The sequence below is a fragment of the Mesorhizobium sp. M0598 genome, assembly GCF_040320865.1.
GTDB lineage: Bacteria > Pseudomonadota > Alphaproteobacteria > Rhizobiales > Rhizobiaceae > Mesorhizobium.
This window is the reverse complement of the sequence record NZ_JAMYQL010000001.1, coordinates 477,028-499,690: the sequence shown is the minus strand read 5'-3', so window position 1 is coordinate 499,690 and position 22,663 is coordinate 477,028. Positions and strand designations below refer to the sequence as shown.

Sequence of the window (22,663 nt, the reverse complement as noted above, 5' to 3'; positions counted from 1 at the left end):
ACTCATGCTCAAAAGGTACAGGCTTCAAAATTCCGAACACATCGCCGTTGCTATCGGCAAACGTTCACTTATATAGCCGAATCTCAACCAAGAGAAAGGAACGCCGCAGATGCCGGAAAAACAGCAGCTGTTTGATCCCAAACCGGTTCTCGACCTTATCGCTAATATTGAGGCGGATCTGCAGCGCCTGAAAGGCCTGGTCGAGCAGCAGGTCGAAAAATTCGATCCCGCCAATCCGCACAACAAGGCTCCCGACGGCAAGTTGACCGAGGAGGGCGTCGAGTGCTGCTATCGGCTGTTCGACGAGGGCAAGTCGCGCTATTCGGTCGCCCAACAGATGAAGATCTCCTTCGCCGCCGCCACCCACCGCTTCAACACCTGGCGCAAGATGGGCGGCCCCAAACGGCAAAAGACGCTGTTGGGGTGAGGAGCGGCAGGCTATGCCGGTCAATCGACAACGATTTGTCGACTGAAGCGACGAATGCATGGCAGAGGGCCGAGGAGGCGGTGGGGACAGTCACGCCCCACTCTCCTGCCTCCAAGGACGAATTGTAACGGTCACATTTTTTCATTGGTGCGCCGCCTCCCTTTCCGTGCAGCATAGGCGGTCTCATCTCTTGCAGGACCCTAGCCATGACCACCCCTCCCGGCATCGCCGATATTCACAGCGCAGCAGCGCGATTGTCCGGACTGATCGTCGAAACGCCGCTGATCGAATCGCCGGAGTTGAACAAGCGCTTCGGCGCCAGGATCCTGTTCAAGCCCGAGACGTTGCAGCGCACCGGCTCATTCAAGTTCCGCGGTGCATACAACAAGCTCTCCTCGCTCTCGGCGGAAGAACGCGCCCGCGGCGTCGTCGCCTTCTCGTCGGGTAATCACGCGCAAGGCGTCGCCGCCGCGGCGGCGATGTTCGGCGTCAAGGCCGTAATCGCCATGCCTACCGACGCGCCGGCGATGAAGGTCGGCAATGTCAGGAAGATGGGCGCCGAAGTGATCACCTTCGACCGGGTCCGCGACGATCGCACTGCCGTCGTCCGTTCTTACGTGGAAAAGGGCATGGTCCTGGTGCCGCCCTACGACGATCCGGCCATCATCGCCGGCCAGGGCACGATCGGCCTCGAATTGATGCGCCAAGCAAGAGCGCTTGGCGTCAGCCTCGATGCGGTAGTGGTTCCCTGCGGCGGCGGCGGCTTGAGCAGCGGCATTTCGATCGCGGTCAAGGACGCCTCGCCGGGCACCGCCGTCTGGGCCGTGGAACCCGAGCATTTCGACGACACACGCCGGTCGCTGATCAAAGGCGCCAGGGTGTCGAACGCGCCCGGCCACACCTCGATCTGCGATGCCCTTCTCGTCGCCGAGCCGGGCGCGATCACTTTCGAAATCAACCGCAAGAATCTCGCCGGCGCCATCGCCGTTTCCGACAGCGCGGTGACACAGGCGATGCGCGACGCGATGGCTTGTCTGAAGCTGGTGGTCGAACCTGGCGGTTGCGTCGGCTTGGCCGCGCTGTCGTCAGGCGAAATCGACCTTGCCGGCAAATGCATTGCCGTGGTGCTCTCCGGCGGCAATGTCGATCTCAGCACCTATGCCGAGATTATTGCTGCCGGCTAGGATAGCAATCAGTTCCAGCTCATGTGCCGATTCGAGGTGCTCAAGCGTCCGTTGCACCCGGTCGAACCGGTACCCTTCAAAGACTGAGATCAATGAAACTGTTCTTCAGCCGCAATCCCAATCCTCGCCTCGCGGTCGCGGTGGCACGGTATCTCAACGCCAAGGTCGAGTTTGAATTTGCCTCTCCCTTCGCTCCGGGCCAGGCCGAGCGATTTCGGCCGCTCAATCCAAATCTTTCATTGCCCATCCTTATAGGTTCGGGAAAAAGCCTCTGGGAGGCCGACGCCATAGCCTGTCGGCTTTCGCGCGATATGCATTCGGATTTCTGGCGCGCTGGCGACGACGAGCCCGAGATGATCCGATGGCTGAGTTGGGGGAAAGAGAACTTCGCAAGAGCCTGCGATGTCGTGCATTTCGAACGCGGGACCAAACAGCGCTATGGGCTCGGCCCGATAGATCAGGCGCGGGTTGAGGAGGGCCTGAGCGACTTCCGCACGGCCGCTGCCATACTTGATGCCGAGCTTTCCCAGCGAGAATGGCTGGTCGGCGCTTCGGTTTCCTATGCCGACTTTCGAATGGCGACGTTTCTGCCCTTCAACGATGTCGCCCGATTGCCGCTCGATGACTATCCCTCTGTCAGTCGCTGGTATCTTCAACTCGAAGAAATCGACGCCTGGCGCGATCCCTTCGAAGGGCTCAATGCGCCTGAATTGACACCGGTCCCGGGCCAGGCCAAGTCCGTGTGAATCTCGATCTTTTGCACAAGCGGATCGAGTTCGACCCTAATCCAGCGTCCGGCGGAACCGCACCAGCGCAATACCGGCGAACAGCGCCACGAACACCACCAGCCAGCCGATTTCCGTTGCCACCGCCGGCAGTTCGGCACCCTTCAGCATCACCGCGCGGATGATGCGCAGGAAGTGGGTCAGCGGCAGCACCTCGCCAAAGACCTGCGCCCAGTCCGGCATGCCGCGATAGGGGAACATGAAGCCGGACAGCATGATCGACGGCAAGAAGAAGAAGAAAGTGAGCTGCAGGGCCTGCATTTGCGTGCGGGCGATCGTCGAGATCGTGTAGCCGAGCAGCACCAGCGCCAAGACGAAGATAAGGACCGCCGTCAACAGCAGCGACATCGACCCGGTGAAGGGGATGGCAAACAGAAGCTTCGAGGCCGCCAGCACCACCAGCACCTGCACGGCGCCGACCGCCAGATAGGGCAGCACCTTGCCCAGCATGATCTCGAGCGGGCTTGACGGCATCGCCAGAAGGTTCTCCATCGTGCCGCGCTCGGTCTCGCGTGTCAGAGCGATCGAGGTCATCATCACCATCGTCATCTGCAGGATGACGCCGAGCAGGCCGGGCACGATGTTGTATTGCGAGACGGCTTCCGGATTGTAGCGCCGGTGCACCACCACCTGGAGCTGGCCCCGGGCAGCCTCGGCCGCCGTTTCCTGCATGCCGCGTGCCCTGAGCAGCGCCTGGTTGGCGACGGTGCCGAGCGTCGAGATGGCGCCGCTGGCGACGGCCGGGTCGGTCGCATCCGCCTCGATCAGGATCTGCGGGCTGTCGCCGCGCTCGACCCGCCGGGCAAAATCGGCGGGAATGGTGACGACGAAGGCAACATCGCCGCGCGCCATCAGGAATTCGGCTTCGACGGCACTTTGCGCGACATGGTCGAAGCGGTAGTAGCCGGTGGTCTGCAGTGCCGAAACCATGGCTCGTGTGTAAGGATCGCTGCTCATCGCCACCAGCGCTGCCGGCAGGCTCTTCGGATCGTTGTTGATGGCATAGCCGAACAGCACCAGCTGCATCAACGGCACGCCGAGCATCATGGCGAAGGTGATGCGGTCGCGCCGCATCTGGATGAACTCCTTGATCAGCAGCGCGCCTAGCCTGGCGAACGAAAAGATGCTGTTTATCCCATTTTTCATCCCATGTTGTCCTTCGAACCGGACATGAACTGGATGAACACATCCTCCAGGCTGGTCTCGCCGGGCGTCACCGTAACGCCCTCGTGCTCTTTCTCGACATCGGCGAGCGCTGCCTGAAGTGCCGTCCTGTCGGAGCCGACGACATGCAGCGTCGCGCCGAACGGCGCCACCTGGTCGACGCCGGGGCGGCCATGAAGTGCGGCAGCGACCTGATCGAGCCGCGGCCCTTGCAGGACGAAGGTGGTCAACCCGGCATTCCTCACCACGTCCTCGACCGTGCCGGTGGCCAGCATCTTGCCGTAGGAGATGTAGCTGATGCGGTGGCAGCGCTCGGCTTCGTCCATGTAGTGGGTGGAGACCAGCACGGTCAGGCCGCCGCTCGCCAGCCGGTGGATCTCGTCCCAGAATTCGCGTCTGGCCTTCGGGTCGACGCCCGCCGTCGGTTCATCGAGCAGCAGCAGTTTCGGCTTGTGCATGATGCAGGCGGCCAGCGCCAGCCGCTGCTTCCAGCCGCCGGACAGGGTACCGGCCAACTGGTTCCTGCGCGATGTCAGGCCGAGCTCCTCAAGCGTCTTAGCCACGTGCTCGTCGAGCGGCTTCAGCCGGTACAGCCGTGCCACGAATTCGAGATTCTCGCCGATCGTCAGATCTTCGTAGAACGAGAATCTCTGCGTCATGTAGCCGACTTCGCGTTTGATCCGCAGGCTGTCGGTGCGGATGTCGAAGCCCAGAACCGTGCCTTCGCCCTCATCCGGCGTCAGCAAGCCGCACATGATGCGGATGGTCGTCGTCTTGCCCGAGCCGTTCGGCCCGAGGAAGCCGACGATCTCGCCCTCGGCCACAGCCATAGTCACATGGTCGACGACGGTCTTGTCGCCGAAGCGCTTGACCAGGCCGTGCACGTCGATGACGTTCATTTTCCGATGTCCGCCAGATCGACGTCGACGATCTGCCCGGGCTGCAATGCGCTGGCGTCGCCCTCCGGCCGCGCTTCGACCAGATAGACCAGCTTTTGCCGGGTCTCGAGCGAGTAGATCACCGGCGGCGTGAATTCCGGATCCGGCGACACGTAGCTGACGCGAGCCTTCACGCCCGATCCGCAACCGTCGCAATGGACGTTGAGCAGCGTGCCGACATCGACCGAGGAGAACGCGCTTTCCGGCACATAGACGCTGAGCTTCACCGCGCCATCCGGCAGTATGGAGATGACCGGCGCGGTCGGCCCGGCCGTGTCGCCGGGATAGCGGATGACATCGTTGACCCGGCCGGGCGAGGGCGCCGTCAGCACGCGCTTCGACAGCCGCCATTGCGCTTGCTCCAGCGCCGACTGCGCCTGCCTGACCTGATTGTCGGCGGCCTTGATCGTCTCCGGCCGTGCCGGCAGGCCACCGACGGCGAGATTGGCCTCCGCCTGGCCGACCTGCGCGTTGGCCGTCTCCAGCGTCGCGGAAGCCGTGTCGTAGTCGGCCTGTGTGCCGGTGCCGCGTTTGAACAGATCGCTGGCGCGGATGTAACGGCGTTTGGCGTCGGCGGCTTGCGCCTTGGCCATGTCCACCTGCGCCTTGAGCACCGCAATCTCTTCCGGCCGCTTGCCGACCTGCAGGTCGGCAAGTTGCGCCTGGGCCTGCGCAAGGGCCGCCTCGGCTTGTGCGATGGCGATCTTGGCGTCGGCGTTTTCCAGCGTCACCACCGGCGTGCCGGGCGCGACGCGGTCGCCGCGCTTGACCGCAATCGTCTCGACCTGCGCCACCTCGATCGGCGCCAGCAGGACATAATCGCCCTCGACGTAGCCGACGGCGAGCGGTGCTGCCGGCGCGCAGGCGCTGAAAAGCTGGGCGGCAAGCGGCAAAGAACAGAGCAGGCTCATGATCCACGATCCTTTCGGGCAGCCAAATCGCGCCGAGCCAAAATCGCGCTGAGATTATCCGTCACCACCGCCGCGATCTTTCCGGCCTCGTCATTGCCGATCTCGCGCCAGCCCATCCGGCGCATAACCGCCTCGCGGCCGATGCGGAAATAGACGACCTGGCCAATCAGCGTGAACACAGTGAGTTTTGTGCGCTCGCTCTCGGCCGGCTCGCCCGTCGCCTGTTCCCAGATCAGGCAGAGTCGGTGATGCGCCGGTTCGAACACGCCATCATAGATACGGTCGAGCGCGGCGGTTGGATGCGACAGCTCACGCAGGACGAACTGTACAATCTCGCCGGCTTCCGGCCTTGCCGCGATGAAGGCGACCATCCGCTCCAGTGCGACGGCCAAATGCGCCCGCGCGGCCTCGGTGTCCGCCAATGCCGCGGCCGGCGCTTGCAGATTGCCGATCGCTTGGCCGGCAACGATCTGGATGGTGTCGACGATGTAGTCGGCCGCCGCGTTGCGGAGCCCTTCCTTGCCGCCGAAATGATAGGCGATCGAGCCGATATTGGCCTTGGCCTCGGCCGCGATCTGGCGCGTTGACGTGCCGTCGAAACCCTGGCGTCCGAACAGCTTCAGCGCCGCGCGCACGAGTGCCGTCCGCGTCACATCCGCGGCGGTCTTGGGCGCCTCATGAGGAAGGCCGCTGGCGCTGGGCGATTTGATCATGGTCAACAATTTAATCAATCGAATGATTAAAGTCAAGTGCGGTCAAGCGGCTTGCCAACTCTGGCCGTGCGCGCTTTAGTGCCTGGCCATGGGCAAGGAAATCGAGCGTAAGTTCCTGGTCTCAGGTGAGGAATGGCGGGCAATGGTCGAGGCGGACATTCATATCCGTCAATTCTATCTAGTCGCCGAACCCAGCCGCACGGTGCGTGTGCGCATCAGCAACGATGCGGCCGCCAAGCTGACGCTCAAGTTCGGCAGCCAGGCACGCGAGCGCGATGAATTCGAATATCCGGTACCTTTGGCGGAGGCGCAGGAGATGCAGGCCTTTGCCATCGGACATGTCATCGAGAAGACACGCCACCATGTTAGACACCGCGGCTATCGCTACGAAGTCGATGTCTTCGGCGGGACGCTTGCGGGGTTGGTGATCGCCGAGCTCGAGACGCCGGATGATGTACAGGACGAAATGCTGCCACATTGGCTCGGCCGTGAAGTCACCGGCGAGCCAAGATTTTACAACGCGTCGCTCGCCCTTGGGGGGATTCCGGAGATCGTCGCATGAGCTTTCGTATCGATCCGCGCATGTCGCTGACCGGAGAGGTCAGGCGCATCCTCGCCGAGGAGATCGGCAAGGCGCTTGTCCATCTGGACGCCGCGCGTGACAGGCCCGAACAGGGGCTGCACAAATGCCGCAAACGGCTGAAGAACGTCCGCGCCTTGCTGCGCCTTGTCCGTTCCGGAGACGAAACATTCTGCGTGACGGAGAATCAGTGCTACCGCCAGGTGGCGGCCCTGCTTGCCGGCCCGCGCGAGGCGACCGCACTGGTGGAAACAATCGACCGGCTGGCGGCAAGCTTTTCCGAGCAAAGTGCCGGCGATGGCCTCGGTGCCGTGCGTGACAGGCTCGTCGCGCGCCAGCATGAACTGCATGGCGGAGCAGGCCTCGATGCTGCGATAGGCGCGGCGATTTCCGTTTGCGAGGAAGGTGTCGCCCGGATCGACAAGCTCGCTCTGCCCGACCAGCCGGAGCAGGCTGCCGACGTGCTCGCCGAAGGCGCGCGCACCACTTTGCGCCGCGCCAGGAAAGCGCTGGACAAGGCGGCTTCGCGCGGCGAAGCCGATGACTTTCACGATCTGCGCAAGGCGGCCAAGACGCATGGCATGCACCTGTCGCTGCTCGGCAGGCTGTGGCCGACGCCGATCAAGACGCGGCGCAAGGCCGTCGACGAGTTGGGCGAGCGGCTTGGCGAGCTGCACGATGTGTTCGTCATGCGCGCGCTTCTAGATGCCGAGGACCAGCCGCTCGGTCCTGCTGAAGAGACGCGGTTGCTTGCCAAGCTGCTGAAGCGTTCGGAAAAGAGCCTGAAAAAGACCTGCCTCGCCGAGGCGGTCGAGCTTTTCGGCGACAGCCCGAAGCGCTCGACGAGGAAGCTCGCCCGTAAGGCGCGCGAAGATCTCACAGTTGCGCACCAAGACGCCGGCACGCCTGGCGTGGGCTGATCATGGTCTAACTTGCCGCCCTGTGGTAATCGCCGTCTGGCATGACCGAGCCCGGCGACACGCTTCTGGACCGACTGGCCGCTGGCTTGCCGGCCGGCTGCAGGAGGAATCGTCCGGCTACTAGCCTTACACGCCGTCGGACGCCGAAACGTTGCGCCGCACGCTCGAGCCCGGCGACATCCTGCTCATCGAAGGCAACCAGAAGATCTCGGCGGCGATCAAATACCTCACCCAGTCGACCTGGTCGCATGCCGCCTTCTATGTCGGCGATGCATTACCGGAGCCGGAGGACGGATCGGAGCGGCGGCGCCTGATCGAGGTCACGCTCGGCGATGGCTGCATCGCCGTGCCGCTGTCGCGCTATCGCAGCTACAACACCCGCATCTGCCGTGCGAGTGGCCTGGCTCCGGATGACCGCGAAGCGGTCGTCGCGTTCATGATCGGCAGGCTCGGTTTCAGATACGATCTCAAGAACATATTCGACATGCTGCGCTACTTCTTGCCGACGCCGCCGGTGCCGGTGCGCTGGCGCCGCCGCATGCTGGCTTTCGGTTCCGGCGACCCGACGCGCGCCATCTGCTCGTCGCTGATCGCCGAGGCGTATGGCCTGATCCGCTACCCGATCCTGCCGGAGATTACCCGGGCGCCTGGCCGTGCCTCGGCCCAGTCGAGCTATTCGCGCAGGGAAATCCTGCACATCCGCCATCACTCGCTCTACACGCCGCGCGATTTCGACCTGTCGCCCTATTTCCGTATTGTCAAGCCGACGCTGGAATACGGCTTCGACTACCGGCAGATGGTCTGGGATGACAAGGTGGCGAACAAGACCGCCGAATAGCCGCTCGATCTTGTGTTTGCGGCCGATACTCAGGGGTAAGAAGCTCAGTCAGACTGGCTGCCGCCAACAGCCCGGACTCGGTCGTTCTGCATTTTGACCTAGGCCGGCAGACGTCGTCCGTTTGCGGCAGCCGCAACTCGATCGTCGGTCCGTGCGCCTGCGTCGCGCGGATGCGGCCCGATCGGCATGATCGCCGGGAACGGCGTTGCGCCGAACGCAAACGTCCATTTGTAGCCGACCAGTCGGTCTTCAGGCGTCGTGTGCTGGTCGTGATGAGCAAGCAATTTGGCGCGCTCCGCCAATTCCTCCGCCTCGCGCCTGACCATTTCCGCCGTTTCCGGCCGCATCCGCCTGGAGAAGCTGACGAACGTCGACTCGCGCTCAAGATGGGTGATGGCCCAGCCGATGAAATTCTTGTTGGTCGTCTCGAACAGCGGCCGCAATGGCCCCTCGAAATTCCACTGGATCGGCGCCTCGATCAGCAGCCTTGCCGACAGGCCGCGACCGAGCGCGACCAGGCCGAGTTCCTCGAGCTCGCGCAGATAGAGGAACATCGAAGCCTCGCTCAGCCCTTGTGAGCGCATGATGCCTTCGGGCGTGAATTTCTCGGAAAGCATGACAAAGACGAACAGCAGTGCCGGCCGCCCGGCGAGCTTGCGCTCGATCTCCGGCGCGATCTGGTTGGCGGGTCCTGGTCCTCTGTTCATAGAGCCGAGCACGTTCTCCAACTCTACGCCGGCGGCAGTGCAGATCTCCATCAGCCGGTCGAGCTTGCAGTTGCGCTCGTGGAAGATGCGCTTCACCGTCGGCTCGGAAACACCCATCCGCTCGGCAAGGACGCGATAGGTGATGCCCTTTGCCTTAAGCGTCCGCTTCAGCGCTTCGAAGATCAGGCCGTTCATGGGATGCACCTCTTTTGCACGATTTGGTATCAGCCTTCGGTACTAGTCCTGATAGCTCTTCCCGAAAAGTATCGAAAGGCCTAGCTCTCCGCCAGTCCATTACAGGAGACTAGCCATGAAGAGCCTCTTCACCTCGATACTTCTCGCCCTGGTCGGCATCGCGGCCGCGCCGGCAGTTCAGGCCGCTGAACTCTGGCGCACCGGCGGCCTCGAGCAGCCTGAATCGGCGCTGTTCGACGCCGCCGGCCAGCGCGTTGTCGTCTCGAACATCGTCGGCAATCCCGGCGAAGCCGACGGCAACGGCTATCTGTCGATCCTGTCGATGGACGGCAAGCTAGTCACGCAACACTGGACCGACGGCATGGACGCGCCCAAGGGCATGGCGATTGTCGGCGGCAAACTCTACGTCGCCGACCTCACCCATGTGCGCGTCGTCGATCTCGCAAGCGGCAAGCTAACATCGACGATCGACGTGCCGAACGCGGTCTTCCTCAACGACGTGACCGCCGACGCGTCCGGCAAGATCTATGTCACGGATATGCTTGCCGATACGATCTATCGCATCGACGGCGACCGGCCCGAACTGTTCGTCAGGGATGCGGCGCTTGCTTCGCCGAATGGCATCTTCGCCGATGGCGGCCGGCTGATCGTCGCTTCCTGGGGCAAGGGCATCAAGCCCGACTTCAGCACCGCGGAGCCGGGCGGCCTGCTCTCGGTCGATCTTGCCACCAAGGCCGTTTCGCCACTGCCCGGCGCGGAAAAATTTGCCAACCTCGATGGCGTCGTTGCCATCGGCGGCAGCATCTACGCCACCGCGTATATGACCGGCACGCTCTACCGCTACAAAGCCGGCGGCACGCCGCAAGCGGTTGCGACGTTCAAGCCGGGCAGCGCCGACATCGGCACCGACGGCAAGTCGACAATCTTCGTGCCGCTGATGAACGACGGCGAGATCGCGGCATTGGGCCTCGACTAAGCCAGCCATCGGCTCAGGCGGCGGGCGCGGCTTTCTTCAGCTGCGCCCGCGATCCGTGATCGAGGCGGTATAAGTCACCAGCGGCCGCTTGACGCCGTGGTTGATCAGCATGCGGCGTATCTGCGGCGAAGCGCCTGATATAATGAAGCGAACGCCGGCGCGGCTCGCCTTGTGGGCCGCACCCTCGATGACATTGGCCGCCGTTGAATCGAAGAACGGCATCGCCGAACAGTCGAGGATGAAGTTCCTGCGCTGGCGCGGTCGGCGACGTCTTCCTGCACCAAGGATTGATGGTCTGCCTCCAAACATGCAGCACTCTTTGCCAGCCGATGCACTGTGATGCTACAAACCTCGGCATCGTTTGGCGGGACATCCACTGCGATCCCGATTTCACAGGCACGACTTCAAAAGGATGAGCGGGTGAAGATATTCAAAGCGTTGGCAACCTCGACAGCCTTGCTGTCGATGGTTTTCCTGCTGGCAGGCTGCGGTCATGGCCTGATCAACAGGCTGATTTGAGTCAGGTGCCGTCGGCCCGCCCAAGCCATCGCTGCAGGAACCGTGCCGCAAGCCAGCACAGCATCGCCCAGGCAAAGCCGGCGCACCAGCCGGCCAATACGTCGGACGGCCAGTGGACGCCGAGATAGATGCGGCTGATGCCGACCACCACTGTCGTCAGCACCGCCAGCCCGAGTACATAGATCTTCGTTGTGCGCCCGGGCAAAACCCGCGCCGCCATGCTGCCCAGCGTCAAATACGTCACCGCCGACAGCATGGCGTGGCCGCTCGGAAACGAAAGCGATGCCACATCGGCGAGATGCGAGACCAGATCGGGGCGCGGCCGGTCGATATCGAATTTCAGCACGCTTGACAGGAGCTGGCCGCCCGCTACCGCGACGAACATGAGAAGCGCCGCGCCTGGCCTGCGGATAAGAAGCAGATAGACGATCATTGCTGCCGTGATCAGCAGCAGTACGCTGGCGCTGCCGAGGCTGGTGATGTCGCGCATCGCCCCTTCCAGCCACGCCGGTCCGATCGGATTGTCGGGCTGGCCGGCCTTGCGGAAGGCAAGCAGGATTTCGGTGTCGAAGGCATGCGGCGTGGTCGCCCGCGCCAGCTCCATCAGCTCCTCGAACCCCCACAGCCCGCCGGCAATGACCAGCCCGGCCAGCAGAACCGGGAACTCCAGCCAGTTGGGCAGTCTGCTTGCAATCTTCTTCATCGGCCCGATCGCAGTTACAGCCTTTGCAGATAGGGCCCGAGCGTGATCAGCGCCACAGCTGCGATGGCAAGCACGATGCCGGTTGCCTGCAAGGCATTGACGCGCTCGCCGAAGAAGACCAGCGCCACCACATTCACCGACACCAGCTGGATCACCGCCGACAGGCTGAACGACACCGACATGCCGAATTCACGGATCAGCCTCAGCATGATCAGATTGCCCAGCGAATAGAGCGCCAACGTCAGCACAATCTTGCCGAGGCTCGGCGCCAGCCCCCACTGTTTTGCGGCCATCGCCGCCAGCAGGAAGATCACCGTCGAAACGCAGAGCTGCCCAAGTCCCCAGAAACTCACTTTTGTTCCTCCCGATGCGGTCCCTACCGCCTGCCGCAGCTCTTGTTTCCGAAGCGCCGGTCGCGGTCAAGCGGGGCCGATGTTGGATACGAAATCGCAGGTGGCAATTAGCCGGCATGTCATCAAACTGTGACCTGCTGGTAATACCGGATTGGCCAGGCAACACGCTCCAGCAATCCATCCAGCCAGAGGCAGGCCCTATGACCGAACATCGCACCCCTGACGCCCATTTCCGCACCAGCCTGCTCGAGGAAAACGATGGGCCAGGAGCCAATCCCACCGACAACCGCACCATGGGTGAGATCATCGCCGCGCGGTTCTCACGCCGCGGCTTCCTCAAGGGTTCGCTTGCCGTCTCGGCCATAGCCGCTACCGTCAGCCCGCTGGCGCTGATCACCGCCGACAATGCCCGCGCCGCCGAAGGCTCCGCCTTCGCTTTTGACGAGCTCGAGGCCGGCATCGACGACAAGCATCACGTCGCACCCGGCTATGACGCCGATGTACTGCTGCGCTGGGGCGATCCGCTGTTCGCCGATTCGCCGGAATTCGATCCGACAAAACAGTCGGCGGAAGCCCAGGCCAGACAATTCGGCTACAACAACGACTATGTCGGCTATATCCCGATCGACGGCTCGGCCGAGCACGGCCTGCTGGTGGTCAACCACGAATACACCAATCCGCACCTGATGTTTCCGGGCCTCGTCACCATCATCGACGGCAAGGCCAAGCAGGCGCCCCTCAGCAAGGAACAAGTCGACGTCGAGATGACGGCGCATGGCGGCACTATCGTCGAGATACGCAAGGTATCAGGCAAATGGCAGGTCGTTCGCGACGGCAAGCTCAACCGCCGCATCACCTCCAACACCGAGATCGCGCTCTCCGGCCCGGTCGCCGGCCACGACCGCGTCAAGACCAGCGCCGATCCGACCGGCACGAAAGTCATCGGCACCATCAACAATTGCGCCGGCGGCGTCACGCCATGGGGCACCTATGTCATGGCCGAGGAGAACATCCACGGCTATTTCTCGGGCGAGCTGCCGCAGGGGCATAAGGAAGCCGCCAATTACAAGCGCCTCGGCATTCCCGAAGGTGCCTATGAATGGGCAGCGCATTACGACCGTTTCGATATCGGCAAGGAGCCGAACGAGCCGAACCGCTTCGGCTGGATCGTCGAGGTCGACGTCCAGGATCCGACTTCGGCGCCGAGGAAGCGCACCGCGATGGGGCGCTTCAAGCATGAGGGCGCCGAATCGATCGTCGCCAAGGATGGCCGTGTCGTCTTCTATCTCGGCGACGACGAGCGCTTCGATTATGTCTATAAGTTCGTCACCACAGGCAAGTTCGATCCGGACGACCGCGCCGCCAACATGGATTTGCTCGACGACGGCACCTTGCATGTCGCCAAGTTTGCCGACGACGGTTCGGTCGAGTGGCTGCCGATCGTCTTCGGCCAGGGGCCGCTGACGGCGGAGAACGGCTTCGACAGCCAGGCCGACGTGCTGATCGAGACGCGCCGCGCCGCCGACCTGCTCGGCGCCACCAAGATGGACCGCCCGGAAGACATCCAGCCCAATGCCACCAACGGCAAGGTCTACGTCATGCTGACCAACAATTCGAAGCGCAAGGCCGACCAGGTCGACGCCGCCAACCCGCGTGCCGAGAACGCCTTTGGCCACATCATCGAGATCGTCGAGGACGGCGGTGATTTCACCGCGACAAAGGGTAGGTGGGAAATCCTGCTGAAATGCGGCGATCCCGCTGTGGCCGACGTCGGCGCCACCTTCTCGACCGCAACCACCGCCAATGGCTGGTTCGGCATGCCGGACAATTGCACGGTAGATTCGGCCGGCCGCCTCTGGGTCGCCACCGACGGCCAGGGCCCGAAAGCCACCGGCCGCACCGACGGTCTGTGGGCTGTCGATACGGAAGGGACGGCACGGGCGACATCAAAGCTGTTCTTCCGCGTGCCGATCGGCGCCGAAATGTGCGGTCCCCTGTTTGCGCCGGACGACCAGACCGCCTTCGTTGCCGTCCAGCATCCGGGCGACGGCGGCGAGGACTGGGAGGCTTTCGGCCGTCCGTCCTATTATGAGGATTTGTCGACGCGCTGGCCCGACTTCAAGCCGGACATGCCGGTGCGCCCGGCGGTCGTTGCCATCACCAGGCAAGGCGGCGGCAAGATCGCGGTCTGACACGCAGCAAGATCTTGCAGTCTCAAGGAAGGATTTCGGCCGTACGAAATCCTTCCTTCCGATACGGGATGAATCCATGCTGCGCATCATGCGCCGACTAATCATTCGGTGCGCTGAACCACGGCCACATTCATTGTGCTTCGCAACCTGAAGCCGATGGACTCGTATAACGCTATGGCCGCGGCGTTGCTGGCATAGGCGTGGAGATAGGGAACTTCGCCGCGCGCCACTATCCGGTTTGCCACGAATAGGGACAGCAGCTTTCCTAGGCCACCGCCGCGAAATTCCGGATGTGAGCACACCCCGCTGAGTTCGGTATAACCAGGTTGCTTCATGCGCTCGCCGGCCATTGCCGCAAGCCTGCCCTCGATTTTCACACCCCAAAAATCGCCCAGGCTCAAGGCTTCGAGCGTGAATGGGCCAGGCTTGGTGAGCAATGCCAGGGCGAGCATCTCAGCAGCATCGTCTCGGGTCAGACGATGCACGCGCGGGTCGGAGACGATCTGCAATGGCTGCTCGGCGATCATCTGAACCCCGGCTGCGGTCGAAGTCGCGGAAAGCCCCGTGGGCAGAGCAATCGCGTCCGCTTGAAGCAGGATCACACTCTCGCCCGGGGAGACAAGGTTTTCGAGCGCCCGCAGGCTTTCCGGGTCGTCCGCGCCAGTGGCGGCGAAAGGGACGATCGACGGCCGATATCGCATGGCGAGGTTGTCACCCTCCGCGAAGGCCCGATGTCGCGTCTGAAGCGCGCTCCAGATAGGGCGGTCGAGCAGATGTCTCATTGCGCGGCACCCTCAGGCTTATTTACACGACGGTCGAGAGGGGCAGCGGCGAGGCCGTCCTCGATGGCAGCCAGCTGCTCAAGAAGCGGCCCCGAAAAACCTGCGCACAAATCCGCGACCACGTTCTCGATGCAAGGCCAGACGTCGCGCTTTGCGACATCGACCAGCCGCCGGCCGTCCCGAGTAAGCGAGACGATCCTGCGCCGCTGGTCATCGTTCGACGGACTGACCTCGAGCAATCCCAATCCGGCCAGAAGCGAGACGGTTCGCGTCACACCCGGCTGCGCGATCCCAAGGGATTGCGCCAGTTCCCCGACCGGCAGTGGGCCCAGCCTGTCGAGCGCGGCCAGCAGCGGGTATTGGCTCGCCTGAACCGGGACATCCAGCCTGTCGAGCAGGCGCTGCGCCTCCGCTTGCAGTTGCTCGCCTATACGCTTCAGCCTGCTGCCCAGGCACAGGAAGCCAAGCGATCGTATGACGTCTTCCATAGGTCAATTTTCATCCCCGTGAACATCGATAACATGATATATAACAATGCATGAAAAGCAAGATCGAGGCGTTCAAGCGCGAGTTCCAGGCATCGTGCGCAGGCCTATGTCGCCTTCGGCAAGGAAAGGTCGATCGATAAGGCTGCTTCGCCTGGACGAGGCCCGTTCGATCAGTTGCGCAGCCGGTAGCCGGTCCTGAAGATCCAGGCGACGATCGCTATGCAGATGAGCAGGAAGACCACCGTCATGCCGAGGCTGACGCCGACCGAAACGTCGGACTTGCCGTAGAAGCTCCAGCGGAACCCACTGACCAGGTAGACCACCGGGTTGAACAGCGTCACCGTGCGCCAGATGCCGGGCAGCATGTTGATCGAATAGAAGCTGCCGCCGAGGAAGGTCAGCGGCGTGATGATCAGCAGCGGCACGAGCTGCAGCTGCTCGAAGCTCTTCGCCCAGATGCCGATGATAAAGCCGAACAGGCTGAAGGTCACCGCCGTCAGCACCAGGAAGGCGAGCATCCAGAACGGATGCTCGATCGTCAGCGGCACGAACAGCGAGGCCGTCGCCAGGATGATCAGGCCAAGCACGATCGACTTTGTCGCCGCGCCCCCGACATAGGCGATGACGATCTCCAGATAGGACACCGGCGCGGACAGCAATTCGTAGATCGAGCCGACGAATTTCGGAAAATAGATGGCGAAAGAGGCGTTGGAGATCGATTGCGTCAGCAGCGACAGCATGATCAGCCCCGGTACGATGAAGGCGCCGTAGCTGATGCCGTCGATCTCGGTGATGCGCGAGCCGATGGCCGAACCGAAGACGACGAAATAGAGCGACGTCGAAATGACCGGCGAAACGATGCTCTGCAGCACAGTGCGAAGGGCGCGCGCCATCTCCACCCGATAGATCGCCCATACCGCATGAAGATTCATGGCCGCGCGCGGGTTCATGCCGGTTTCCTCACCAGATTGACGAAGATCTCCTCGAGCGAGCTGTTTTCCGTATCGATGTCGCGGAACTGGATGCCGGCCGCCTCGAGCTCGCGGATCAGCGAGGCGACGCCCGGCCGTTCGCTCTGGTTGTCATAAGTATAGGTCAGCTGTCCGCCATCCGGCGAAAGCTCCAGCGCGTAGTGCGAAAAAGCATCGGGAACGGTGGCCAGGGGACTGCGCAGTTCCAGCACAAGCCGTTTGCGGCCAAGCTTGCGCATCAGCTCGGCCTTGTCCTCCACCAGCACGATCTCGCCGCGGTTGATGACGCCGACGCGGTCGGCCATCGCCTCGGCTTCTTCGATGTAATGCGTGGTCAGGATGATGGTGACGCCGTCTTCGCGCAGCCGGCGCACCATCGCCCACATGTCCTGGCGCAGCTCGACATCGACGCCTGCCGTCGGTTCGTCGAGGAACAGGATGCGCGGCTCGTGCGACAGCGCCTTGGCAATCATCAGCCGGCGCTTCATGCCGCCGGACAGCGTGATCGCCTTGGCGTCCTTCTTGTCCCAGAGCGACAGGTCGCGCAGCACCTTTTCGACGAACGCCCTGTCCGCCGGCTTGCCGAACAGGCCGCGGCTGTAGTTGACCGTCGCCCACACGCTCTCGAAGGCGTCGATGGTCAGTTCCTGCGGCACCAGCCCGATCAGACTGCGCGCGGCGCGGTAGTCGCGGTTGATGTCATGGCCGTCGACGGTGACGGAACCCGACGAGCGGTTGACGATGCCGCAGACGATCGAGATCAGCGTTGTCTTGCCGGCGCCATTCGGCCCGAGCAGCGCAAAGATCTCGCCGCGCACGATGTCGAGATTGATCTCCTTCAGCGCCTTGAAGCCGGTGGCGTAGGTCTTGGTGACCCCGGAAATCGAGATGATCGGCTGCATGGCTGAAAACGACTGCTTGAAACAGAGTTGTTGATTTAATCCGCTGAATGTCGGTTCGCAAATCCGGATGTCAATGGCGCTCCTGACAGTTCTGGACATCGAGGTTCGCCGGAATAGGCAACACCTGCCCGGTCGTCCAGCCAAATTCCACGCAAAAGCAGATTAACCGCACTGCGGCGTTCCGCCTCGCGGCGGGACGCCGCTTTGACCGTCCGGCGCATCCAGCCTATCCTTCTACGAACAAGCAGCAGCCGGAGCCGCCATGGACCCGCTCATCCTGTCGCGCATACAGTTCGGCGCGAACATCTCGTTCCACATCCTGTTCCCGGCGATCACCATCGCGCTCGGCTGGGTGCTGCTGTTCTTCAAGCTCCGCTACAACGCGACAAACGATTCCGCCTGGATGCGCGCTTATTTCACCTGGGTTAAGGTATTCGCGCTGTCCTTCGCCATGGGCGTGGTTTCCGGCGTCACCATGAGTTTTCAGTTCGGCACCAACTGGCCGGGCTATATGGAGACGGTCGGCAACATTGCCGGCCCGCTGCTGGCCTACGAAATCTTGACCGCCTTCTTCCTCGAGGCGGCGTTCCTCGGCATCATGCTGTTCGGCTTCCGCCGTGTCTCGAACCGCGTCCACACGCTGGCGACGGTGCTGGTGGCCGGCGGCACCACCTTGTCCGCCTTCTGGATCATCGCACTCAATTCGTGGATGCAGACGCCGGCCGGTTTCGAGATGCGCGATGGTGTTGCGCACGCCACCGACTGGTGGGCCATTGTCTTCAATCCGTCCATGCCCTACCGGCTCGTCCATATGCTGCTTGCTTCGGGCCTGACCGTCTCGTTCCTGGTCGCCGGCCTGTCGGCGCTGCGCTATCTCTACGGCGATCGCTCGGAATCGATGTGGAAGGCGCTGCGCACCGGCGTCTTCACCGCCGCGATCCTGATCCCCATCCAGATCTTTGCCGGCGACCAGCACGGCCTCAACACGCTGGAACACCAGCCGCAGAAGATCGCCGCGATGGAGGCCAACTGGAACACCGGTCCCAACGTGCCGCTGGTGCTGTTTGCGCTTCCCGATGAAGCGGCCAAGGAGAACAGGTTCGAGCTCACCATTCCCGATGGCGCCAGCCTCATCCTCAGGCACAGCGCCGGCGGCATCGTACCGGGGCTGAACGATTATGCCGGCAACCATCCCCCGGTATTTCCGGTGTTCTGGGGCTTTCGCATCATGGTCGGCACCGGCCTCCTGATGCTCGCCGTCTCCTGGTCGGCGGCCTTCTTCCTCAAGCGCCGCCACGGCCTGCCCAAGCCACTGGCGCTTGTTATGGTGCCGATGGCGCTGTCCGGCTGGCTGGCGACGCTGGCCGGCTGGTACACCACCGAGATCGGCCGCCAGCCCTGGCTGGTCACCGGCGTGCTGCGTACCGCCGATGCTGTCGGGCCGGTCGCCGGCAGCCATGTCGCGCTGTCGCTCGCGGTCTATCTCATCCTCTATGTGCTGCTCTTGATCGCCTATCTCGGCGTGTTGGTGCATCTGGCATTGAAGGCGGCGAAGGATGGTGACACCTCGCCGCTGCCGGGCGTCATGAACAGGCCGCTGTCGCAGCCGGTTGCGCAACCAGGAGAAACATCATGAGCGTCGACTGGCCGACCCTGCTGCCTCTGATCTTCGCCGGCCTGATGGGCCTCGCTATCCTGATCTACGTCATCCTCGACGGCTTCGATCTCGGCATCGGCATCCTGTTCGCCGCGGCCGAAGACACCGAGCAGGATACGATGATCGCCGCCATCGGCCCGTTCTGGGACGCCAACGAGACCTGGCTGGTGCTGGCGGTCGGCTTGCTGCTGGTCGCCTTCCCATTGGCGCACGGCACCATCCTGACGGCGCTCTACATTCCGGTCTTCGTGCTGCTGGTCGGCTTGATCCTGCGCGGCGTCGCCTTCGATTTCCGCGCCAAGGTGCCGGCCGGCAGGAAGCACCGCTGGAACCGCATCTTCTTCCTCGGCTCGGTCATCGCTTCGCTGGCGCAAGGTTATATGCTCGGCGTCTATGTGCTCGGCCTCGACGTCGGCCCTGGCGGCGTCGCTTTCGGGGCGCTGGTGGCGCTCTGCCTTGCCGCGGCCTACGCGGCGATGGGCGCGGCCTGGGTCATCTACAAGACCGAAGGCGATCTGCAGAAGAAGGCGGTGCTGTGGCTGCGCACGGCGTTGGTGCTGACCGCGCTCGGCATGGTCGCGGTATCGCTGGCCACGCCCTTTGCCAGCGCGCGCATCTTCGACAAATGGTTCGTCTGGCCGGCCATGCTCTATTTGTCGCCGCTGCCGACCCTGTCAGCAGTGCTGTTCCTGTGGCTGTGGCGCCAGACCTTCCATCTGCCGAAGCCCGACGACCGCCACGCGCTGCTCCCGTTCCTGACATTGGCCGCGATCTTCACGCTCGGCTTTGCCGGCCTCGCCTGGTCGTTCTACCCCTTCGTGGTGCCCGACCGGCTGACAATCTGGCAGGCTGCTTCGGCACCCGAAAGCCTGGCCGTCATCCTGGTCGGGACGGTCGTCGTGCTGCCGATCATCATCTTCTATTCGTTCTTTGCCTACCGGGTGTTCGCCGGCAAGGCGACGGATCTGACCTATGACTGACCGGCATCGCCGTCGCAGCCTGAAACAGAATATTCATCTTCAAGCGGAATAACCTTCTCTGGCCGGCCCAGCAGAATCGCCGGCAAGAAGAAGGGCAACGGAATGAAACCCCTTTTCTGCGGCAGGACAGGATCGGCTGCTGCTTTTGCTGATCCGGACGGTCGCGCTGATCGGCGCACTCGGGCTTGTCGGCCTGCTGCCGTCCATGCCGCAGGCGCATGCCCAGGACGCGGCCAACTGGACGGGCGTGTGGGACACGAAGTGGCGCGGCGGCGGCGCCCAGATCAAGTTCGAGCAGACGGGCACTGACGTAAAGGGCGTGTACCCGCTTTATAACGGCCGTATCGAGGCCAAGGCCGAAGGCGACAAGCTTGTCGGCCACTGGTTCGAAGGCGACCGCCAGGGCGCCTTCACCTTCGTCCAATCGCCTGACGGCGGCAGCTTCATGGGCCGCTTCGATGCCGCCACCGCCGAATGGTGGACAGGCGTGCGCGTCAGCGCCGTCGAGGATGTCCGTGTCGACCAGTCGAGCCCGATGAGCACCATGCGCTCGTTCCTGCAGACGATGAACGAGAGCGGCGCCGACAACGTGCCGCGCGCCACCGGCGGCGGCATGGGTCTTGCCGGTCTGGCAGCCGGTCTCGTCGACGTCACCGAGGCCGACCGCGGCGGCCTCAACATGCCCGATTACACCAAGCTTCTGTTCACCGTCATCGACAACGCGACGTTCCGTCTGTGGAGCCTGCCGCATGATGCGATTTCCGGAGACGAGGTGACGGCGACGCTGCCGCAATACGGCACCAGGGTCTCCTTCGCCGTCACTTTTCGCCGCAAGAATGGCGACTGGTTCATCGTCGGGCCGCCACTTGGCCAGCTCCAGGCAAAGCTCGCCGAATTCCAGGAAGCGCGTGGCGAAGCCGTCGACATGGTCGACGATCCGAGCAGGCTCGCCTCGCCGCGCGACACGTTCAAGGTACTGTTGAGCGGCCTCACCGAAGCCGGCGACCCGGCCCAGGCGGCGCTCGACCTGCGCAACTACAGTCAGGCGGTGCGTGGCGACGAGGCGTTCCTGCTCGAGCGCTATCTCAAAAAGGTCATCGACCGCATCGGCTACGTCTATTGGCAGGAGATCCCCGACGATCCGAAGAGCAACACCCCCTTCGTCTATTTCGAGCATCCCGCCGGCAACATCGTCATCGGCCCGGTCGAGACTGAGAAGGGCAAGATCTGGCAGTTCACGCCCGACACGCTCGCCCACATCCGCGCGCTCTACGCCGATGTCGAAGACGTGCCGGTGGCGCCGGAATTCGCCGCCTTCGCCAGCACCGACCCGTTCTTCATCGCCCGTGGCCTCGCCCGCGAGATCAGCCCCGGCCTGCTCACCCGCGCCGGCCCGATGGAGCGCTGGCAATGGTCGATGCTCGGCCTTGCCGCGCTGGCCGGCATCGTCTTCGGCTTCATCGCCAATGCGCTGATTTCCTTGTTTGTGCGAAGGACGGACAGCCCGGCCTTCTTCCGCATTGTCGAATGGGCGGTGCGCTCGATCGTGCTTGGCTTCTTCCTGCTGTTGACGCTGCGCCCGCTCGGTCTGCCGCAAGTGGTCGCCGCCCCGGTCAAGGCAATCGCCTGGAGCCTGGTCGTGATTGGCGCCGTGCCGGTGATCTGGCACCTGATCGGCAAGGTCGCCGACCATTACCGTGGACTGTGGCAGGTGCCCGGCTATCACGACACGCTGATTTCGCTGTCCACCGGCGTGGCGCGCGTCGCCGTGCTGGTCATCGCCTTCCTGCTGCTGGCCGAAGTGCTCGCCATCCCCTACGAAGGCGTCATTGCCGGTCTCGGCATCGGCGGTTTGGCGGTGGCGCTGGCCGCACAGCCGACGCTGCAGAACTTCCTCTCCGGCCTGACGCTCTATGCCGATCGGCCGGTCAGCGTCGGCGACTTCTGCAAGTTTGGCGACCAGTCCGGGACGATCGAGCATATCGGCATGCGCTCCACCCGCATCCGGTCGCTCGACCGCACGATCATCTCGGTGCCAAACTCGGATTTCGCCGGCATGCAGATCGAGAACTACGCGCATCGCGACCGCACCCGGTTCGCGACGACGCTGCAGCTGCGCTACGAAACGACGCCCGATCAGCTACGTTACGTCCTGGCCGAGCTGCGCAAGCTGCTGATTGCCCATCCTCGCGTCATCGATGAGCCGTGCCGCGTGCGCTTTGCCGGCTTCGGCGCCTATTCGCTCGACATCGACGTGTTCACCTACGTCAAAACCGCCGACGTGGCCGAGTTCCAAGCCATCCGCGAGGACATCCTGCTGTCCATGATCAACATCATGGATGATGCCGGCGCGCAGTTCGCCTTCCCTTCGTCACTGGAATACAGAGCCACCGACCTTCCGGTCGACGACGAAAAACGCATCGCCGCGGAGAAAAGGGTCAGCGATTGGCGCGAGGCGCAGAATCTGCCTTTCCCCGACTTCAGCCAGATCGACAAATTCGCGTTCAACAACACGCTTGCCTACCCGCCTGAGGGCTCGGCGCATTATCGCGAGACAGAGCCCGACCCGGACTCGGCCGAGGCAAAGGCGACGCTGGAGAAGGTGCGCTGGAGCCTGCCGTGGAAAAAGGGGGAGTAGTGCGAAGCGCGGAAACTGCTGATCTCCCCCCTTGAGGGGGAGATGTCGCTGAAAGCGACAGAGGGGGTCGCCCCGCGTGGAGTGCCAACTTCGTCTTCCTCGATATGCCGGACCGCGTCGCGCCAACCGAACCGACCCCC

Annotated in this window: 21 protein-coding genes and 2 pseudogenes; 11 read left to right on the top strand and 12 right to left on the bottom strand. The window is 63.3% G+C overall.

The genetic code is table 11. The annotated features are described in order from the left end of the window. Window positions 1–109 precede the first annotated feature (109 nt). From NKI59_RS02445 to NKI59_RS02435, 3 genes are all read left to right on the top strand, one after another. Window positions 110–427: a hypothetical protein gene (locus NKI59_RS02445; RefSeq protein WP_023679003.1), complete on the top strand. Its 318-nt coding sequence runs from the start codon at window positions 110–112 to the stop codon at window positions 425–427. A 206-nt stretch (window positions 428–633) separates the two neighbouring features. After that, entirely contained in the window at window positions 634–1,611 is a 978-nt protein-coding gene (locus tag NKI59_RS02440; protein ID WP_352702111.1) for a threonine ammonia-lyase, read from the top strand. 92 nt (window positions 1,612–1,703) lie between these two features. Next, complete coding sequence (locus NKI59_RS02435; protein ID WP_352702109.1) at window positions 1,704–2,357, top strand: glutathione S-transferase family protein; 654 nt, start codon at window positions 1,704–1,706, stop codon at window positions 2,355–2,357. A gap of 36 nt (window positions 2,358–2,393) precedes the next feature. Here NKI59_RS02435 and NKI59_RS02430 read toward each other — a convergent pair whose 3' ends face one another. From NKI59_RS02430 to NKI59_RS02415, 4 genes are read right to left on the bottom strand one after another with little or no spacing between them, the layout of a single operon-like run. Further along, a complete protein-coding gene (locus tag NKI59_RS02430; RefSeq protein WP_352702278.1) occupies window positions 2,394–3,530 on the bottom strand; it encodes an ABC transporter permease in 1,137 nt (378 codons plus the stop codon). An 8-nt stretch (window positions 3,531–3,538) separates the two neighbouring features. Next, the gene (locus NKI59_RS02425) at window positions 3,539–4,459 is read right to left on the bottom strand and encodes an ABC transporter ATP-binding protein (protein ID WP_023679007.1); all 921 of its coding nucleotides are present in this window, start codon (window positions 4,457–4,459) and stop codon (window positions 3,539–3,541) included. Next, window positions 4,456–5,409 (bottom strand): HlyD family secretion protein, encoded by a 954-nt coding sequence (locus NKI59_RS02420; RefSeq protein WP_352702107.1) that lies wholly within the window; start codon window positions 5,407–5,409, stop codon window positions 4,456–4,458. Before NKI59_RS02420 ends, NKI59_RS02425 begins: the two co-directional genes overlap by 4 nt. Next, window positions 5,406–6,122, bottom strand: coding sequence for a CerR family C-terminal domain-containing protein (locus tag NKI59_RS02415; protein ID WP_352451915.1), 717 nt, complete (start codon window positions 6,120–6,122; stop codon window positions 5,406–5,408). The genes NKI59_RS02420 and NKI59_RS02415 overlap by 4 nt, the downstream gene beginning before the upstream one ends. Before the next feature lie 88 nt (window positions 6,123–6,210). Between NKI59_RS02415 and NKI59_RS02410 the strand changes: the two genes are divergently transcribed. The 3 genes and pseudogenes from NKI59_RS02410 (at window position 6,211) to NKI59_RS02400 (ending at window position 8,460) form a co-directional block, all read left to right on the top strand. Next, complete coding sequence (locus NKI59_RS02410) at window positions 6,211–6,684, top strand: CYTH domain-containing protein (protein WP_023679010.1); 474 nt, start codon at window positions 6,211–6,213, stop codon at window positions 6,682–6,684. Further along, window positions 6,681–7,622 carry a CHAD domain-containing protein gene (locus NKI59_RS02405; protein WP_352702105.1) on the top strand — a complete coding sequence of 314 codons (942 nt, stop codon included), beginning with the start codon at window positions 6,681–6,683 and terminating at the stop codon, window positions 7,620–7,622. The genes NKI59_RS02410 and NKI59_RS02405 overlap by 4 nt, the downstream gene beginning before the upstream one ends. 41 nt (window positions 7,623–7,663) lie before the next feature. Beyond that, a pseudogene (locus NKI59_RS02400) lies at window positions 7,664–8,460 on the top strand (C40 family peptidase). 98 nt (window positions 8,461–8,558) lie between these two features. Here NKI59_RS02400 and NKI59_RS02395 read toward each other — a convergent pair. Further along, on the bottom strand, window positions 8,559–9,362 hold the full coding sequence (locus NKI59_RS02395; protein WP_352702103.1) for a helix-turn-helix domain-containing protein: 804 nt from the start codon (window positions 9,360–9,362) through the stop codon (window positions 8,559–8,561). A gap of 115 nt (window positions 9,363–9,477) precedes the next feature. Here NKI59_RS02395 and NKI59_RS02390 point away from each other — a divergent pair, with 115 nt between their 5' ends. Further along, window positions 9,478–10,338, top strand: coding sequence for an SMP-30/gluconolactonase/LRE family protein (locus NKI59_RS02390; protein WP_352451849.1), 861 nt, complete (start codon window positions 9,478–9,480; stop codon window positions 10,336–10,338). Between the two features lie 36 nt (window positions 10,339–10,374). On the opposite strand, the pseudogene NKI59_RS02385 reads toward NKI59_RS02390, so the two are convergent. The 3 genes and pseudogenes from NKI59_RS02385 to NKI59_RS02375 form a co-directional block, all read right to left on the bottom strand. Next, window positions 10,375–10,599, bottom strand: a pseudogene (locus tag NKI59_RS02385) (sodium-independent anion transporter); the annotation flags it as partial. Window positions 10,600–10,858: 259 nt separating this feature from the next. Continuing rightward, complete coding sequence (locus NKI59_RS02380) at window positions 10,859–11,560, bottom strand: phosphatase PAP2 family protein (protein ID WP_352451848.1); 702 nt, start codon at window positions 11,558–11,560, stop codon at window positions 10,859–10,861. A 14-nt stretch (window positions 11,561–11,574) separates the two neighbouring features. Further along, complete coding sequence (locus NKI59_RS02375) at window positions 11,575–11,913, bottom strand: hypothetical protein (protein ID WP_023679017.1); 339 nt, start codon at window positions 11,911–11,913, stop codon at window positions 11,575–11,577. A 200-nt stretch (window positions 11,914–12,113) separates the two neighbouring features. Between NKI59_RS02375 and NKI59_RS02370 the strand changes: the two genes are divergently transcribed. Next, window positions 12,114–14,105 (top strand): PhoX family protein, encoded by a 1,992-nt coding sequence (locus NKI59_RS02370; RefSeq protein WP_352702101.1) that lies wholly within the window; start codon window positions 12,114–12,116, stop codon window positions 14,103–14,105. Between the two features lie 101 nt (window positions 14,106–14,206). On the opposite strand, the gene NKI59_RS02365 is transcribed toward NKI59_RS02370, so the two are convergent. The 4 genes from NKI59_RS02365 to NKI59_RS02350 form a co-directional block, all read right to left on the bottom strand. Continuing rightward, entirely contained in the window at window positions 14,207–14,887 is a 681-nt protein-coding gene (locus NKI59_RS02365; protein WP_352451846.1) for a GNAT family N-acetyltransferase, read from the bottom strand. Further along, window positions 14,884–15,375 (bottom strand): MarR family winged helix-turn-helix transcriptional regulator, encoded by a 492-nt coding sequence (locus NKI59_RS02360; RefSeq protein WP_352451845.1) that lies wholly within the window; start codon window positions 15,373–15,375, stop codon window positions 14,884–14,886. Before NKI59_RS02360 ends, NKI59_RS02365 begins: the two co-directional genes overlap by 4 nt. 170 nt (window positions 15,376–15,545) lie before the next feature. Then, complete coding sequence (locus tag NKI59_RS02355) at window positions 15,546–16,307, bottom strand: ABC transporter permease (RefSeq protein ID WP_352451914.1); 762 nt, start codon at window positions 16,305–16,307, stop codon at window positions 15,546–15,548. 14 nt (window positions 16,308–16,321) lie between these two features. Continuing rightward, window positions 16,322–17,248: an ABC transporter ATP-binding protein gene (locus NKI59_RS02350; protein WP_352571566.1), complete on the bottom strand. Its 927-nt coding sequence runs from the start codon at window positions 17,246–17,248 to the stop codon at window positions 16,322–16,324. Window positions 17,249–17,510: 262 nt separating this feature from the next. Here NKI59_RS02350 and NKI59_RS02345 point away from each other — a divergent pair, with 262 nt between their 5' ends. From NKI59_RS02345 to NKI59_RS02335, 3 genes are all read left to right on the top strand, one after another. Further along, on the top strand, window positions 17,511–18,884 hold the full coding sequence (locus NKI59_RS02345; RefSeq protein ID WP_352702098.1) for a cytochrome ubiquinol oxidase subunit I: 1,374 nt from the start codon (window positions 17,511–17,513) through the stop codon (window positions 18,882–18,884). Continuing rightward, window positions 18,881–19,885 (top strand): cytochrome d ubiquinol oxidase subunit II, encoded by a 1,005-nt coding sequence (locus NKI59_RS02340; RefSeq protein ID WP_352702096.1) that lies wholly within the window; start codon window positions 18,881–18,883, stop codon window positions 19,883–19,885. Before NKI59_RS02345 ends, NKI59_RS02340 begins: the two co-directional genes overlap by 4 nt. Before the next feature lie 145 nt (window positions 19,886–20,030). Then, the gene (locus tag NKI59_RS02335) at window positions 20,031–22,523 is read left to right on the top strand and encodes a mechanosensitive ion channel family protein (protein WP_352702095.1); all 2,493 of its coding nucleotides are present in this window, start codon (window positions 20,031–20,033) and stop codon (window positions 22,521–22,523) included. The last annotated feature ends 140 nt before the right edge of the window (window positions 22,524–22,663 follow it).

Bases quoted from the DNA above. Each gene is read 5' to 3' on its own strand.
- NKI59_RS02390 (WP_352451849.1), top strand. From the start codon at position 9,478: ATGAAGAGCCTCTTCACCTCGATACTTCTCGCCCTGGTCGGCATCGCG.
- NKI59_RS02410 (WP_023679010.1), top strand. From the start codon at position 6,211: ATGGGCAAGGAAATCGAGCGTAAGTTCCTGGTCTCAGGTGAGGAATGG.
- NKI59_RS02355 (WP_352451914.1), bottom strand. From the start codon at position 16,307: ATGAATCTTCATGCGGTATGGGCGATCTATCGGGTGGAGATGGCGCGC.
- NKI59_RS02445 (WP_023679003.1), top strand. From the start codon at position 110: ATGCCGGAAAAACAGCAGCTGTTTGATCCCAAACCGGTTCTCGACCTT.
- NKI59_RS02420 (WP_352702107.1), bottom strand. From the start codon at position 5,409: ATGAGCCTGCTCTGTTCTTTGCCGCTTGCCGCCCAGCTTTTCAGCGCC.
- NKI59_RS02405 (WP_352702105.1), top strand. From the start codon at position 6,681: ATGAGCTTTCGTATCGATCCGCGCATGTCGCTGACCGGAGAGGTCAGG.
- NKI59_RS02370 (WP_352702101.1), top strand. From the start codon at position 12,114: ATGACCGAACATCGCACCCCTGACGCCCATTTCCGCACCAGCCTGCTC.
- NKI59_RS02345 (WP_352702098.1), top strand. From the start codon at position 17,511: ATGGACCCGCTCATCCTGTCGCGCATACAGTTCGGCGCGAACATCTCG.
- NKI59_RS02435 (WP_352702109.1), top strand. From the start codon at position 1,704: ATGAAACTGTTCTTCAGCCGCAATCCCAATCCTCGCCTCGCGGTCGCG.
- NKI59_RS02380 (WP_352451848.1), bottom strand. From the start codon at position 11,560: ATGAAGAAGATTGCAAGCAGACTGCCCAACTGGCTGGAGTTCCCGGTT.
- NKI59_RS02365 (WP_352451846.1), bottom strand. From the start codon at position 14,887: ATGAGACATCTGCTCGACCGCCCTATCTGGAGCGCGCTTCAGACGCGA.
- NKI59_RS02415 (WP_352451915.1), bottom strand. From the start codon at position 6,122: ATGATCAAATCGCCCAGCGCCAGCGGCCTTCCTCATGAGGCGCCCAAG.
- NKI59_RS02360 (WP_352451845.1), bottom strand. From the start codon at position 15,375: ATGGAAGACGTCATACGATCGCTTGGCTTCCTGTGCCTGGGCAGCAGG.
- NKI59_RS02425 (WP_023679007.1), bottom strand. From the start codon at position 4,459: ATGAACGTCATCGACGTGCACGGCCTGGTCAAGCGCTTCGGCGACAAG.
- NKI59_RS02340 (WP_352702096.1), top strand. From the start codon at position 18,881: ATGAGCGTCGACTGGCCGACCCTGCTGCCTCTGATCTTCGCCGGCCTG.
- NKI59_RS02395 (WP_352702103.1), bottom strand. From the start codon at position 9,362: ATGAACGGCCTGATCTTCGAAGCGCTGAAGCGGACGCTTAAGGCAAAG.
- NKI59_RS02350 (WP_352571566.1), bottom strand. From the start codon at position 17,248: ATGCAGCCGATCATCTCGATTTCCGGGGTCACCAAGACCTACGCCACC.
- NKI59_RS02440 (WP_352702111.1), top strand. From the start codon at position 634: ATGACCACCCCTCCCGGCATCGCCGATATTCACAGCGCAGCAGCGCGA.